15 protein-coding genes are annotated in these 12,886 nt (G+C 67.4%); 6 read left to right on the top strand and 9 right to left on the bottom strand.

Going from position 1 to position 12,886, the window contains the following annotated elements; all coding sequences use genetic code 11:
• Positions 1–63 precede the first annotated feature (63 nt).
• The gene (locus tag WS51_RS00275; protein WP_059507992.1) at positions 64–312 is read left to right on the top strand and encodes a hypothetical protein; all 249 of its coding nucleotides are present in this window, start codon (positions 64–66) and stop codon (positions 310–312) included.
• Positions 313–433: 121 nt separating this feature from the next.
• On the opposite strand, the gene WS51_RS00270 is transcribed toward WS51_RS00275, so the two are convergent.
• The 7 genes from WS51_RS00270 to pobA form a co-directional block, all read right to left on the bottom strand.
• Complete coding sequence (locus tag WS51_RS00270) at positions 434–1,792, bottom strand: MFS transporter (RefSeq protein ID WP_059507991.1); 1,359 nt, start codon at positions 1,790–1,792, stop codon at positions 434–436.
• A 164-nt stretch (positions 1,793–1,956) separates the two neighbouring features.
• Complete coding sequence (gene pcaC / locus WS51_RS00265) at positions 1,957–2,343, bottom strand: 4-carboxymuconolactone decarboxylase (protein ID WP_059447463.1); 387 nt, start codon at positions 2,341–2,343, stop codon at positions 1,957–1,959.
• A 10-nt stretch (positions 2,344–2,353) separates the two neighbouring features.
• Positions 2,354–3,139, bottom strand: coding sequence for a 3-oxoadipate enol-lactonase (gene pcaD / locus WS51_RS00260; protein ID WP_059507990.1), 786 nt, complete (start codon positions 3,137–3,139; stop codon positions 2,354–2,356).
• Entirely contained in the window at positions 3,139–4,512 is a 1,374-nt protein-coding gene (locus WS51_RS00255; protein WP_059791487.1) for a 3-carboxy-cis,cis-muconate cycloisomerase, read from the bottom strand. The genes pcaD and WS51_RS00255 overlap by 1 nt, the downstream gene beginning before the upstream one ends.
• Before the next feature lie 88 nt (positions 4,513–4,600).
• A complete protein-coding gene (locus WS51_RS00250) occupies positions 4,601–5,257 on the bottom strand; it encodes a CoA transferase subunit B (RefSeq protein ID WP_012365076.1) in 657 nt (218 codons plus the stop codon).
• A gap of 34 nt (positions 5,258–5,291) precedes the next feature.
• Entirely contained in the window at positions 5,292–6,005 is a 714-nt protein-coding gene (locus WS51_RS00245; RefSeq protein WP_014900666.1) for a 3-oxoacid CoA-transferase subunit A, read from the bottom strand.
• 144 nt (positions 6,006–6,149) lie between these two features.
• The gene (gene pobA / locus WS51_RS00240) at positions 6,150–7,382 is read right to left on the bottom strand and encodes a 4-hydroxybenzoate 3-monooxygenase (RefSeq protein WP_059447460.1); all 1,233 of its coding nucleotides are present in this window, start codon (positions 7,380–7,382) and stop codon (positions 6,150–6,152) included.
• Positions 7,383–7,498: 116 nt separating this feature from the next.
• Here pobA and WS51_RS00235 point away from each other — a divergent pair, with 116 nt between their 5' ends.
• From WS51_RS00235 to WS51_RS00225, 3 genes are all read left to right on the top strand, one after another.
• The gene (locus WS51_RS00235) at positions 7,499–8,425 is read left to right on the top strand and encodes a LysR family transcriptional regulator (protein ID WP_059507987.1); all 927 of its coding nucleotides are present in this window, start codon (positions 7,499–7,501) and stop codon (positions 8,423–8,425) included.
• 101 nt (positions 8,426–8,526) lie between these two features.
• Complete coding sequence (gene folE / locus WS51_RS00230; protein WP_059447632.1) at positions 8,527–9,156, top strand: GTP cyclohydrolase I FolE; 630 nt, start codon at positions 8,527–8,529, stop codon at positions 9,154–9,156.
• Positions 9,156–9,959 carry an SDR family oxidoreductase gene (locus WS51_RS00225; RefSeq protein ID WP_059542353.1) on the top strand — a complete coding sequence of 268 codons (804 nt, stop codon included), beginning with the start codon at positions 9,156–9,158 and terminating at the stop codon, positions 9,957–9,959. Before folE ends, WS51_RS00225 begins: the two co-directional genes overlap by 1 nt.
• A gap of 112 nt (positions 9,960–10,071) precedes the next feature.
• Here the strand turns inward: WS51_RS00225 and epsC are convergent, their stop codons facing one another.
• Positions 10,072–10,992 (bottom strand): serine O-acetyltransferase EpsC, encoded by a 921-nt coding sequence (epsC, locus tag WS51_RS00220; protein ID WP_059447457.1) that lies wholly within the window; start codon positions 10,990–10,992, stop codon positions 10,072–10,074.
• A 137-nt stretch (positions 10,993–11,129) separates the two neighbouring features.
• On the bottom strand, positions 11,130–11,363 hold the full coding sequence (locus tag WS51_RS00215; protein WP_011659947.1) for a hypothetical protein: 234 nt from the start codon (positions 11,361–11,363) through the stop codon (positions 11,130–11,132).
• Positions 11,364–11,641: 278 nt separating this feature from the next.
• Between WS51_RS00215 and WS51_RS00210 the strand changes: the two genes are divergently transcribed.
• Both WS51_RS00210 and WS51_RS00200 read left to right on the top strand, forming a co-directional pair.
• Positions 11,642–12,052 carry a DUF3005 domain-containing protein gene (locus WS51_RS00210; RefSeq protein WP_059507986.1) on the top strand — a complete coding sequence of 137 codons (411 nt, stop codon included), beginning with the start codon at positions 11,642–11,644 and terminating at the stop codon, positions 12,050–12,052.
• A 346-nt stretch (positions 12,053–12,398) separates the two neighbouring features.
• The gene (locus tag WS51_RS00200) at positions 12,399–12,866 is read left to right on the top strand and encodes a universal stress protein (RefSeq protein ID WP_059447454.1); all 468 of its coding nucleotides are present in this window, start codon (positions 12,399–12,401) and stop codon (positions 12,864–12,866) included.
• The last annotated feature ends 20 nt before the right edge of the window (positions 12,867–12,886 follow it).

Raw genomic sequence — 12,886 nt, 5'->3', positions numbered from 1 at the left:
TTTTGGTACGGGCGCGTGCAGCCGCTTCGCCGACCGCGCCGCTGCTCTGCTTGGAGATTGCCGATGAAGCCAATGCTGAAAGCCGGCGAGCACATCGAGGGCATGCACTGGATAGCCGAGTACCGCCCGCTCACGCACGACATCCGCGTGCTGCGGGAAAACGTCGAAGTGGGCACGTACTGCGCGCCGCCCACGCTGTTCGGCGACGAGGAGGCGCTCGGCGCCGCGAACCTTGCCGATCACCGCGCTCAGGAGGCGGCGCTGCGCGCGTATCTGCGCAACTTCGTCAAGGAACACGACGCGGAGGAGTAGCGGCGCGATGGCCGTAAAGTGAATGGGCCGCTGACGCGGCCCGGTCAGCTGTTGCGTATCGCCCGGCTCACGACCGTTCGCAACACGCAGAAGGCCGGCGCATCGCCCCGGCCCGATCCGCTCAATGCCCGAGCGACTCGATCTTGCCGCCCGGTTGCGCAACGCCGTGCGGCCGCGCCATCTGCTTGATCAGCAACGCAACGCACGCAAGCAGGCCCGCGACGGCGATCGTCGCGAACACGCCCGCGAACGAGAAGTGCCGGCGCGTCAGTTCGGCAACGAGGAACGACCCGGCGATCCCGCCGAAGCGGCCGACACCGAGCATCCACGCCACGCCCGTGCCGCGCCCTTCGGTCGGATAGAACGCGGCGGCAAGCGCCGGCATCGACGATTGCGCGGTGTTCATCAGCACGCCCGCGATGAACACGATCAGCACGAGCAACCCGACGTTACCGGCCGCCTGGCCGATCGCATACACGCTGATCGCGGTCAGCGCATAGCACACGGCGATCACGCGGTTCGCGTTGAAGCGGTCCATCAGCACGCCGCACAGCACCGCGCCGACGCCGCCGAGCGGGAACAGCGCGGAAATCAGCGTCGCGCTCTTCGGCGTGAGGCCCGCGTCCTTCAGCAGGATCGGCATCCAGTTGATCGACGCGTAGAAGATCACGAGGCCCATGAAGTACGCGAGCCACAGCATCACGGAGCCGACGACGTACGAGCGCGACAGCACGACGCCGATCCCCTTGCTGCCCGTGTGCGGCGCGGATTCGGTCATCGCGAACGAGCCGGCGTTCAGCGCATCGCGCGAGATCCGCGACAGCGTCGCGCGGATCCGGTCGACGCTCTGGCCTTGCGCGACCATGAAACGCACCGATTCCGGCATCTTCAGCAGCAACAGCACGCCGAGCAGCAGCGGCGTCACACCGCCGAGCATCAGCACGCTGCGCCAGCCGAAATGCGGGATCATCCACGCGGCCAGAAAACCGCCGAACGCCGCGCCCAGCGGGAAGCCGCAGAACATCAGGTTGATTACGGTCGCGCGGCGCTTGTCCGGGCAGAACTCGCCCATCATCGTGACCGCGTTCGGCATCGCCGCGCCGAGGCCGACGCCGGTGACGAAGCGCAGCACCGTCAGATGCCCGATGGTCGTCGAGAATGCGGAAACGAAACATGCGATGCCGAACAGGAACACCGAGCCGAGCAGCAGCGAACGGCGCCCGAGGCGATCGGACAGCGGGCCCGACACGAGCGCGCCGCACGCAAGGCCGAACAGCGCGGCGCTCAGCACGGGTGCGAGATCGGGTTTGGTGAGGTTCCATTCGCCGAGCAGCGACGGCGCGATGAAGCCGATCGCGGCCGTATCGAAGCCGTCGAGCAGCACGATTACGAAACACATCAGGAATACGAGCCACTGGAAGCCGCCGAACGGCTGCTCGTTGATGAAGGTCTGGACATCGACCACGGGTGCGCGATTCATCGCGAGTCTCCTATGTAAACAACGCGGCCCGATGGCCGCGCCTTTTCCTTGTTTGCGCGCCGATTCGCCGCCGGCGCGTCATGCGTTCCCGACACCCGCCGGCAGCGGCAGGCGTCGCGATCGGGTCACGTCCGGCGCAAGCCGGCCGTGTTGTTCAGCCGCACCTAGGCGGCCGCGTCCTGTTCCTTGAAGATCTTGTCCGCGAGATGGAATGCGGAGTTCGCAGCCGGCACGCCGCAGTAGATCGCGGTCTGCAGCAGCACTTCCTTGATCTCGTCGCGCGTCACGCCGTTGTTGCGCGCAGCGCGCAGATGCAGCGCGAGTTCCTCGCCGCGGTTCAGCGCGACCATCATCGCGATGGTCAGCAGGCTGCGCGTGTGGCGCGGCAGGCCGTCGCGCGTCCAGATCTCGCCCCATGCATAGCGCGTGATCAGGTTCTGGAATTCGTCGGTCACTTCGGTGCGGTTCTGGATCGAACGGTCGACGTGCGCGTCGCCGAGCACCGCGCGACGCACCTTCATCCCCGCTTCGTAACGTTGCTGGTCGTCCATCGTCGGTGCCTCATGCGGTCAGGAAGTCGAGCAGCGCGCGGTTGAAACCGTCGGTGCACTCGATGTTCGAAATGTGCGCGGCGTCGAATTCGACGTGACGCGCGCCGGGAATCGCGGCGGCCAGCGCACGGCCCTGGTCGGGCGGCGTCGACATGTCCTTCTCACCGGTCACGACGAGCACCGGCAGCGCGATGCCCTTCACTTCCTCGCGCAGGTCGGCCGCGTTCAGCGCGTCGCAGTTCGCCGCGTAACCGTCCTTGTCGGTATGCACGAAGGTGTCGCGGATCGCATCGAACAAACGCGGCTCGCGATCGACGAATGCGTCGGTGAACCAGCGCGGCAGCACGGCGTCTGCCAGCGCGGCCATCCCTTCCGCACGCGCCTTCTGCGCACGCGGCGCCCATACTTCCGGCGAGCCGATCTTCGCGGCGGTGTTCGACAGCACGGCGCGCACGATGCGCGACGGGTAGCGCGCGGCAAGCGCGGCACCGGTCAGGCCGCCCATCGAAATCCCGCAGAAATACGCGCGATCGATGCCGACGTGATCGAGCAGGCCGATCACGTCGCCCGCGAGCTGGTCGATCGTGTACGAGCCGGCCGGCGCTTCGGAATGGCCGTGGCCGCGCGTGTCGTAGCGCAGGATGTTGAAATGCTGCGCGAGCGGGCGAATCTGCGGCGCCCACATCTGCAGGTCGGCGCCGAGCGAGTTCGAGAAGACGAGCCACGGCGCATCGTCGCGCGCGGCACGGTCGATCCGGTAATGCAGTTTCACGCCGTTGACAGTGGCGAAAGGCATCAGTGTTCTCCTGGTTGTGTCGTGCCCGCGTGCAGCGCGAGCACGGCGTCGACGTAGGCCTGCGCCTCGCCGACATAATGTGCGGGATCGAGCAGCCGCGCGAGCGCGTCGCGCGACAGGTGGGCGGATACGGTCGCATCGGCGGCGAGCACGTCGAACAGCGTCGCGCCGGTGCGCACGGCTTCCTTCGACGCCTGCTCGACGACATGATGCGCATCGAGGCGTCCGATCCGGTCGCCGAGCGCGAGCATCACGGCTTCCCCGAGGATCAGCCCGTGCGTCAGGTCGAGGTTCGCGGCGAGGCGCTCGGTGTTCACGTCGAGGCCCGCGACGATCTGCGCGATCTGCGCGAGCGCGCCGCCGGTCAGGCGCGCGAGGTCGGGCAGCGCATCCCATTCGGCCTGCCAGCCGCCGAGCGCGCGCTCATGCTCCTGGACCATCCCGGCAAACACGGTCGCGACGAGGTTCGGCGCGCGCACCGCGGCGGTCAGCACGGCCGCGCAGCCGACGGGGTTGCGCTTGTGCGGCATCGTCGACGAGCCGCCCTTCCCGGCGGCCGCCGGTTCGCCGAGCTCGCCGACTTCGGTCTGCATCTGCAGCGACACGTCGCGCGCGATCTTGCCGAGCGTGCCCGTCAGCATGCCGAAGCACGACGCGGCTTCCGCGATGCGGTCGCGCTGCGTATGCCACGGCACGGCCGGCAACGCGAGCTTCAGGTCGGCCGCGAGCGCCGCGCTCACGCCGGCCGCCTGCTCGCGCAGGCTCGCCAGCGTGCCGGCGGCGCCGCCAAACTGCAGCACCAGCGCGCGCTCGCGCAACTCGGCGAAGCGCGCGCGATGGCGCAGCAGCGCATCGAGCCACTGCGCGAATTTCAGGCCGAGGGTGATCGGCAGCGCCTGCTGCAGCCACGTGCGGCCGATCATCGGCGTCGCGCGATGCGTGCGCGCGAGCGCCGCGAGCGACGTGCACGCTTCATCGAGCAGCGGCTCGAGCACGTCGAGCGTGTCGCGCAGCTGCAGCACGGTCGCGGTATCGATGATGTCCTGGCTCGTCGCGCCCCAGTGCACGAACTTCGCGGCCTCGGGATCGTCGGCCTTCACCTGGGCGGTGAGCTGCTTGACGAGCGGAATCGCGAGATTGCCGCCGAGCGCCGCGCCGCGCGCGAGCGCATCGGCGTCGAGGCGGGCGGCGTCGCACGCGCGTTCGATCGGCGCGACCGCGGCGGCGGGAATCACCTGCCGCGCGGCAAGCGCACGCGCGAGCGCGGCTTCGACGTCGAGCATCCGCTGGATCGTCGCGCGCGGCGACCAGATCCGGTTGAGCGGCTCGGTGCCGCAGATGAGGGAGGTCAGGCGAGCGCTGTCTTCGAGCATGGCATCAGATTGGGGAAACGGCGTGCGCCTATTGTCTACCCAAGCGCGCCGGCGTGCGCTCCATCGCGCCCGCCGGCTCGCTTGCCGTTCAGGCCGCTGCCTTGCGCGTCGCGTCGATCAGCGGCACGCCGGTCAGCTTCTGTAGTTCGTCGAACGACAGGTCGGTGAAGATCTCGCTCACCGCGAGGCCGTCCGCCGTCACGTCGAGCACCGCGAGATCGGTGTAGATACGGCTCACGCACTGCACGCCGGTGACCGGATACGAGCACTGCGCGACGATCTTGCTCTCGCCCTGCTTCGTCAGGTGCTCCATCATCACGAATACCTGCTTCGCGCCGATCGCGAGGTCCATCGCGCCGCCGACGGCCGGAATCGCGTCGGGCGCGCCCGTATGCCAGTTCGCGAGATCGCCGTTCGCCGACACCTGGAACGCGCCGAGCACGCAGTAGTCGAGGTGGCCGCCGCGCATCATCGCGAACGAATCCGAGTGGTGGAAATACGCGCCGCCGGTGAGCAGCGTCACGTGCTGCTTGCCGGCGTTGATCAGCTCGTCGTCTTCCTCGCCGGGCGCGGGCGCCGGGCCCATGCCGAGCAGGCCGTTCTCGCTGTGCAGGAAGATTTCCTTGCTCGGGTCGAGGTGGTTCGCCACCAGCGTCGGCACGCCGATGCCGAGGTTCACGTACGCGCCTTCGGGGATGTCTTGCGCGACGCGCTTGGCCATCTCATCGCGGGTCAGTCGTTTCATTTCGGGTCTCCGGTCTCGGACAAAGTTCGGGCGGTCAGGCGGCTTGCGATGCACGTTCGGCGGCCAGCTCGGCCGCATGCGCGGCCTGCGGCACCTCGACGACGCGCTGCACGAAAATGCCCGGCGTCACGATGTGTTCCGGGTTCAGCCCACCGAGCGGCACGACTTCCGACACCTGCACGATCGCGACCTTCGCGGCGCTGGCCATGATCGGCCCGAAGTTGCGCGCGGTCTTCCGATACACGAGATTGCCCCAGCGATCGCCCTTGTACGCCTTCACCAGCGCGAAATCGGCGTGGATCGGCGTCTCGAAAACGTATGACTTGCCGTCGATCACGCGCGTCTCCTTGCCTTCCGCGAGCTTCGTGCCGAAGCCGGTCGGCGTGAAGAAGCCGCCGATGCCGGCGCCCGCCGCGCGGATCCGCTCCGCGAGGTTGCCCTGCGGGACGAGCTCCAGTTCGATCTCGCCCGCGCGGTACAGCGCGTCGAACACCTGCGAGTCGCTCTGGCGCGGGAACGAGCAGATGATCTTGCGCACCCGCTTCGCCTTGAGCAGCGCCGCAAGACCCGTCTCGCCGTTGCCCGCGTTGTTGTTGACGATCGTCAGGCCGCGCGCGCCCTGCTCGATCAGCGCGTCGATCAGCTCGGACGGCATGCCCGCCGTGCCGAAACCGCCGATCATGATGGTCGCGCCGTCGTGGACGTCCGCGACCGCCGATTGAAGCGATTCGAAAATCTTGTTGACCATGTCTCTTCCTGATACGAACCCGCGGCACGATGCGCGGCCTGTCGAGGGGGCACGCGCGTGTCGCGTGCCGCGTCGAAGGCCGTCGTCGACCTTCGGCATTTGTTCGCTATTCGAACCTTGATTCGATTAGCGAACGATGGCCGATCATAGAGTCGCGCACAGCGCGTTGTCAAGGCGGGATCCTTCGGGGGGCGTCTGGTCGTCGAACGGCAGCCCGACGTAGTTTTCGGCGAGCGACTGCGCGGCGGCCCGCGAGCGGGTCACGTACTTGAGCTCGGCAAACTTCAGGCGATTGACGAACGGCGAGTCCTCCGGCGACGAATGCAGCATGTTCGTCATGAAGTACGAGAAATGCTCGGCGCGCCACACGCGTTCGAGACAGGTCGCCGAGTAGCGCTCGAGCGGCGTCGCGTCGCCGTGGCGATAGCGCGCGCCGAGCGCGCGTGACAGCGCGCGGACGTCGGCCACCGCGAGGTTCATGCCCTTCGCGCCGGTCGGCGGCACGATGTGCGCGGCGTCGCCCGCGAGGAACAGCCGGCCGTGCTGCATCGTCTCCGACACGAAGCTGCGCATCGGCGTCACGCTCTTCTGCGTGATCCGGCCCTCGGTCGGCGTCCAGCCCGTGTCGTTCGAAAAGCGCGTGTGCAGTTCGTCCCAGATCCGCGCGTCGGACCATTCGGCCAGGTCTTCGTCGGGCTTGCACTGCAGGTAGAGGCGCGTGACCGTCGGCGAGCGCATCGAGAACAGCGCGAAGCCGTTGTCGTGATGCGCGTAGACGAGCTCGTCCAGCGACGGCGCCGCATCGGCGAGGATGCCAAGCCATGCGAACGGGTAGACGCGCTCGAACGTGTTCAGGCGCTCGGCGGGAATCGTCTGCCGCGCGATGCCGTGGAAGCCGTCGCAGCCGGCGATGTAGTCGCAATCGATGCGATCGGCGCGGCCGTCCGCGTGCTTGAACGTGACGAACGGGTGCTCGCTTTCGATATCGTGCAGCGCGACATCGCTCACTTCGAAGTGCATCGCGTGACCGTGCTCGACGCCGGCCGCGATCAGGTCGCGCACGACTTCATGCTGGCTATAGACGGTGATCGCGCGCCCGCCGGTGAGCGCGCTCAGATCGATGCGATGCCGCTGGCCGGAGAACAGCAGCTCGATGCCGTGATGTTCGAGCCCTTCGCGGCGCATCCGCTCGCCGAGGCCGGCTTCGTTCAGCGTGTCGACGGTGCCCTGCTCGAGCACGCCGGCGCGAATGCGGTTCTCGCAGTATTCGCGCGAACGCGCTTCGACGAGGATGGAATCGACGCCTTGCAGGCGCAGCAGATGGGAAAGCAAAAGGCCGGACGGACCGGCGCCGATGATGGCGACCTGAGTGCGCATTGTTCGTCTCCTGAACATTGGTTCGAGTAATGGAACACATTTGAGCGCTTTCCCGACTATGCGGCAACGCGATTCAGGAGATATGTTGTATACGTTTTGGAGATACTGGCCCGGCCATGGAAGCGCTCGACCTGAACCTGATTCCCTACCTCGTCGCGCTCGACGACACGCGCAACGTCAGCCGCGCCGGCGACCTGCTCGGCGTGAGCCAGCCGCGCGTGAGCACCGCGCTCGGCCGCCTGCGCGAGTATTTCGGCGATCCGTTGTTCGTGCGCACGTCGCGCGGAATGGAGCCGACGCCGCGCGCGCTCGCGCTGCTGCCGGCCGCGCGCGACGCGCTCGCGCAGATCGAGCGCGGCCTAGTCGCGCCGCACGACTTCGATCCGGCGGCGAGCACGCACACGTTTTCGATCGCGCTGTCGGACGTCGGCGAGATCGTGTTCCTGCCGAAGCTGCTGCAGGCATTCGCGACGCACGCGCCGCATGCGAACCTGCGCTCGGTCTCGCTCTCGCACGATGAAGTCGGCCGCGGCCTCGAAGCCGGGTCGATCGATCTCGCGGTCGGCTACTTCCCCGATCTCGACGGCAACAACTTCTTCCAGCAGCGTCTGTTCACGCACCGCTTCGTCTGCCTGATGCGGCGCGGCCATCCGCTCGAACAGGCACGCCCGTTCACGGCCGAGCAGTTCCTCGCGTGCGGACATGCGGTGGTGCGCGCCGAGGGCCGCAGCCAGGAAGTGCTCGAGAAATACCTCGCGAAGCAACGCATGCAGCGCCGTGCGGTGCTCGAGACGCCGCACTTCATGAGCCTGCCGTTCATCCTGAGCCGCACCGACCTGATCGCGACCGTGCCGCACGCGATCGGCTATGCGTATGCGGCCGAGCATGCGTTCATCGTGCCGGTCGAGCCGCCGTTGCCGCTGCCGCGCTTCGACCTGAAGCAGCACTGGCATCGCAAGTTCCACAACGATCCGCGCACCGCGTGGCTGCGCGGCGTCGTCGCGTCGCTGTTCAACGACGAGCAGGACGAATGGCCGAAGTGACGCGCGGTGTGCGGCAGGCCGCACGCACGACGCGCGAAAGCATGAAACAATGCCCGGATATTCGCGCCGCCGCTGGCGGCCGCATTCGATGGAGCGACCAGATGGGTAAAAAATCCGCGCGGCCCGAGCCGGCCGCATCCCGGCCGAGCCGGGAAGAAGCCGAGGAGGCCGTTCGCGTGCTGCTGCGCTGGGCCGGCGACGATCCGGCCCGCGAAGGGCTGCTCGACACGCCCGCGCGCGTCGTGCGCGCATATGAAGAGTTCTTCGCCGGCTATGCGCTGGAGCCGCGCGACATCCTCGCGCGCACGTTCAGCGAAGTCGACGGCTACGATGAAATGATCGTGCTGAAGGACATCCGCTTCGAGAGCTATTGCGAGCATCACATGGTGCCGATCATCGGTCGCGCGCACGTCGCGTATCTGCCGAATCATCGCGTCGTCGGCATCTCGAAGCTCGCGCGCCTCGTCGACGCGTTCGCGAAGCGCCTGCAGATCCAGGAAAAGATGACGGTGCAGATCGCCGACACGCTGTTCGACGTGCTGCAGCCGAAGGGCGTCGGCGTGATTCTCGAAGCCGCGCATCAGTGCATCTCGACGCGCGGCGTGCACAAGCCGGGCGTCGAGATGGTCACGTCGCGCATGCTCGGCACGTTCCGCACCGATCCGTCGACGCGACGCGAATTCCTGTCGATCGTCGCGAATCCTTCTTCAGTCAACCTGACGAATACGTAATGCAGTCCACGAAGCAAGCGGCTAACGCGCCGGTCGTGCTCGTGACCGGCGCCGCGCGCCGGGCCGGGCGCGCGTTCGCCGAGTATTTCGCCGCGCACGGATATCGCACCGCCGTCCATTACGACCGCTCCGCCGATGCCGCGCAGGCGGCGGCCCGCGCGATCGCCGAACGCGGGCACGATTCGGTCGCGTTGCAGGCCGACCTGTCTGATGCCGGGCAGATCACCGCGCTGATCGACCAGGTGTATGCGCGGTTCGGCCGCCTCGACGTGCTGGTCAACAACGCGTCGGTGTTCTGGCAGGACCATTTCCCGAGCTTCGATCTCGCGGCGTTCGACCAGGCATGGGCCGTCAACTGCCGCGCGCCGATCCTGCTCACGCGCGCATTCTACGAACGGGCACGCGCGGCCGGCACGCAGGGTGTCGTCGTCAACGTGGTCGACCAGAAGATCAAGGAAAACTTCCACCGCGACCATTTCAGCTACACGGTCGCGAAGGCCGCGCTCGGCAACCTCACGCAGATGCTCGCGCTGTCGTCGTCGCCGGTGCTGCGCGTGAACGCGGTGTTCCCCGGGCTGATGCTGCCGAGCGACGACCAGACGCAGGCCGACTTCGAACACGCGAGCCGCGCATCGACGCCGCTCGCGCGCATTGCCGGGCCCGACGACGTCGCAGGCGCGATCCTGTTGCTGACCGGCAGCGCGTACAACGGCGTGGATTTCGTCGTCGACGCGGGGCAGAACCTGATCCGGGTCGACCAGGACGTGCTGTACAAGCATCGCTCGCCAGCCGGCAAGCACTGACCAACGCATGTTGCACGGCATCCGTGTGCGCCGTCGCACATGGATGCGCGGGCATCGACGCATGCTTTCACCCGCGCTGCGCGAACGACGGTCGCGCCGTTCGCGCGACGCCTTACGGCTTCTCGGCGCTGCCGCCTTCGCGGATCTTGCCCTGCGCGACGCTCGTGCCGGGCGGCACGCTGTGCGTGAGCCACACGTTGCCGCCGATCACCGAACCGCGCCCAATCGTCACGCGGCCGAGGATCGTCGCGCCCGCGTAGATGACCACGTCGTCCTCGACGATCGGGTGCCGCGCGTTGCCCTTGACCAGCGCGCCGTCGCCGTCGGACGGGAAGCTCTTCGCACCGAGCGTGACGGCCTGGTACACGCGCACGCGCTCGCCGATGATCGCGGTTTCGCCGATCACGACACCGGTGCCGTGGTCGATGAAGAAGCTCGGGCCGATCTGCGCGCCCGGGTGAATGTCGATGCCGGTGGCCGAGTGCGCGATTTCATTGATGAAACGCGCGAGCAGCGGCACGCCGAGCCGGTGCAGTGCATGCGCGAGCCGATGGTGCATCATCGCGAGCACGCCGGGGTAGCACAGCAAGATCTCGGTGATGTGCTGCGCGGCCGGATCGCCCGCATATGCGGCCTGGATGTCGCTGACCAGCAGCGCGCGAACGGCCGGCAACTGCCGGCCGAACTCGCGCGCGATCTCGAACGCGCGTTCGTCGAGCTCGGCGAACGGCGTATCCGCATGCTCGGGCAGGAACGGCAACGCGCGGCGAATCTGTTCGGACAGGATCCGCAGCGTGCTTTCGAGCGTGTGGCCGACGTAGTAGTCGACGCTTTCGTCGGTCAGGTCCGGCGCGCCGTAATGCGTCGGGAACATCGACGCGCGCAGGCCGGTGACGATCTTGCAGATCGCGTCGCGCGACGGCAGCTCGCGGATGCCGCGCGGATGACGCGTGCGATGAAGTTCCTCGCGCGATTCGCGCAAGCCGGCAACGATTTCTTCGAGGCCCCACTGACGGGCGGGTGATGTCGACATATGCCAATGCGGGCGGCCGCGTTCGATCGCACGGCCGCAAATAAAGTGACGGGTTCCGCAAGATTACCGCGTTTTCGTCCGGCAGCGGCACGACGGGGGATCGGCCGGACGGCCGATGCCGCCACCGCGCGACGGCGTCAGATCGTGATGCTGCTCGCGTCGATCCAGCGCACGGCCCAGTCGCGCGCGTGCGCGATCGCGTCGCCTTCGTCGTTGAACTGGAGCTCGGTCGGAAAAAAGCGGTTCGCGACGAGTTCCCCGTCGCTCGATCGGGAGATCACGACGTAGGGTTTGAACGAACCGTCGCTGGCGCGCGCGGGCGCGCAATTCAACAGATAGCCGCGGTGCGTGAAGGCAGTAGTCGCTTGCATGAGTCCGCCACCTCTAGTCCCTTGATTTGTTGTTCACTACCCGTCTTGAGGGTGCTGCGACGCCCCGGTGCGAGCGGAGGCGGCAAGACCGCATCCCCTGTCGCCGCTTCGCAGGAAAAGAATCATACTCTGTAGAAAACGGGTGTTCTAGCTGAAATAAATCATGACAAATCAGCGCGCGCAACGCGACCGCGGCGATCGATCGCGCGCCGTTTTCCCGTCGTGCCCGGAACGGGATTTGCTTGGATCCGGAGCGCTTCGCCGCGAGGAGAGTCGCGATGAAAACGTCAGCCCACGCGCACGCCGCGCATCCGCGCAGCATCGAACTCGACAACGACGACACGCACGACAGCACCGTCGACACCGACGGCAAGAATCGCGAGGCCGCGCGTCTCGCGAGCGGCGGCGCATTCTCCCCTGATCAGATCACGCGCAGCAACGCATCGCTCGTCAACGCGATGCCCGAGGCCGGCGACGGCTTCGCCGGCTTCGACAGCCGGCCCGGCGGCAATCATCCGGCGCTGGCGCTGCGGGCCGGCTACATGATGATCGAGAAGGGATTCGACGTGCCGCCTCATGCGAGCGACGCGCCGTATGGCCCGGTTCACCGGATGTACGGCAGCGCGTACTGGCCCGGTCATGGACGCCGGCCGGAACGCGTGATCGAAATCACGCCGGTGCCGCGGTGACGCGCGCGGCGTTTGAATCGATCGTTCGATTGGCTGGCGAAGCGTGCCCCACGGCCGACGACCGATGGCGGCGGATCGGCATGCGCGTTCGCGCGCCGGTCCGCCGAATGGGCGCCGCAATCGCTGTCGATGACGGGTTCTGGTTCGGCACCCGGGTTTCGCGATGTCGATGCAGCGACGTTGATCGAAGTCACGCCGTCGCGATACGGATGAGATTCAATGCTCGCTCGCGACGAACGGCACGTCGCTGCAAAGTCCGTGCCGTTCGTTTACCCTGCCTCGCAACGACGCACGGCCTGCCCGGCCGTTCGGCCGACTTCCGTTCAACCCGCCATCTGGAGACACTATGTACAAGCGCATTCTGGTTGCCATCGACGGCAGCGACACCGCCCGCCACGCGTTCGATGCCGCGCTCGCGCTCGCAAAGGAGCACGGTGCGGAACTGCAACCGTTCTACGTCGTCGAAAACGCCGCGATCTACTACAACGTGCCGGGCTACGATCCGTCCGTGCTGCGCGACCAGCTCATCGCCCAGGGCAATGCGCTCGCGGCGGAGTTCAAGACGCTGATGCAGGCGGCGGGTGTGAAGGGCGAAACGCTGACGAGCGAGGCGTCGTCGCTCAACGACGTGTCAACGCTGATCCTCGACGGTGCGAAAGCGTTCGGCGCCGACCTCCTCGTGCTCGGCACGCATGGTCGCCGCGGGTTCCGTCGCCTCGTGCTCGGCAGCATCGCCGAACAGTGCGTGCGGCATGCGACGCTGCCCGTGCTGCTGATCCCGGCCGCCGCGCATACGGACGATCAGGCAGGCTGAGCGGTGCCGGCATCGGGCGG

The sequence above is a fragment of the Burkholderia territorii genome (assembly GCF_001718335.1).
Lineage (GTDB): Bacteria > Pseudomonadota > Gammaproteobacteria > Burkholderiales > Burkholderiaceae > Burkholderia > Burkholderia territorii.
The sequence above is the reverse complement of the archived record's forward strand: the minus strand, read 5'-3'. Positions and strand labels throughout refer to the sequence as shown.

Excerpts from the sequence above, each read along its gene's own strand:
- WS51_RS00245 (WP_014900666.1), bottom strand. The coding sequence starts at position 6,005 with ATGGTCAACAAGATTTTCGAATCGCTTCAATCGGCGGTCGCGGACGTC.
- WS51_RS00255 (WP_059791487.1), bottom strand. The coding sequence starts at position 4,512 with ATGCTCGAAGACAGCGCTCGCCTGACCTCCCTCATCTGCGGCACCGAG.
- WS51_RS00200 (WP_059447454.1), top strand. The coding sequence starts at position 12,399 with ATGTACAAGCGCATTCTGGTTGCCATCGACGGCAGCGACACCGCCCGC.
- pcaD (WP_059507990.1), bottom strand. The coding sequence starts at position 3,139 with ATGCCTTTCGCCACTGTCAACGGCGTGAAACTGCATTACCGGATCGAC.
- pobA (WP_059447460.1), bottom strand. The coding sequence starts at position 7,382 with ATGCGCACTCAGGTCGCCATCATCGGCGCCGGTCCGTCCGGCCTTTTG.
- WS51_RS00275 (WP_059507992.1), top strand. The coding sequence starts at position 64 with ATGAAGCCAATGCTGAAAGCCGGCGAGCACATCGAGGGCATGCACTGG.
- pcaC (WP_059447463.1), bottom strand. The coding sequence starts at position 2,343 with ATGGACGACCAGCAACGTTACGAAGCGGGGATGAAGGTGCGTCGCGCG.
- WS51_RS00270 (WP_059507991.1), bottom strand. The coding sequence starts at position 1,792 with ATGAATCGCGCACCCGTGGTCGATGTCCAGACCTTCATCAACGAGCAG.
- WS51_RS00215 (WP_011659947.1), bottom strand. The coding sequence starts at position 11,363 with ATGCAAGCGACTACTGCCTTCACGCACCGCGGCTATCTGTTGAATTGC.
- WS51_RS00250 (WP_012365076.1), bottom strand. The coding sequence starts at position 5,257 with ATGAAACGACTGACCCGCGATGAGATGGCCAAGCGCGTCGCGCAAGAC.
- folE (WP_059447632.1), top strand. The coding sequence starts at position 8,527 with ATGGGTAAAAAATCCGCGCGGCCCGAGCCGGCCGCATCCCGGCCGAGC.
- WS51_RS00225 (WP_059542353.1), top strand. The coding sequence starts at position 9,156 with ATGCAGTCCACGAAGCAAGCGGCTAACGCGCCGGTCGTGCTCGTGACC.
- epsC (WP_059447457.1), bottom strand. The coding sequence starts at position 10,992 with ATGTCGACATCACCCGCCCGTCAGTGGGGCCTCGAAGAAATCGTTGCC.
- WS51_RS00235 (WP_059507987.1), top strand. The coding sequence starts at position 7,499 with ATGGAAGCGCTCGACCTGAACCTGATTCCCTACCTCGTCGCGCTCGAC.
- WS51_RS00210 (WP_059507986.1), top strand. The coding sequence starts at position 11,642 with ATGAAAACGTCAGCCCACGCGCACGCCGCGCATCCGCGCAGCATCGAA.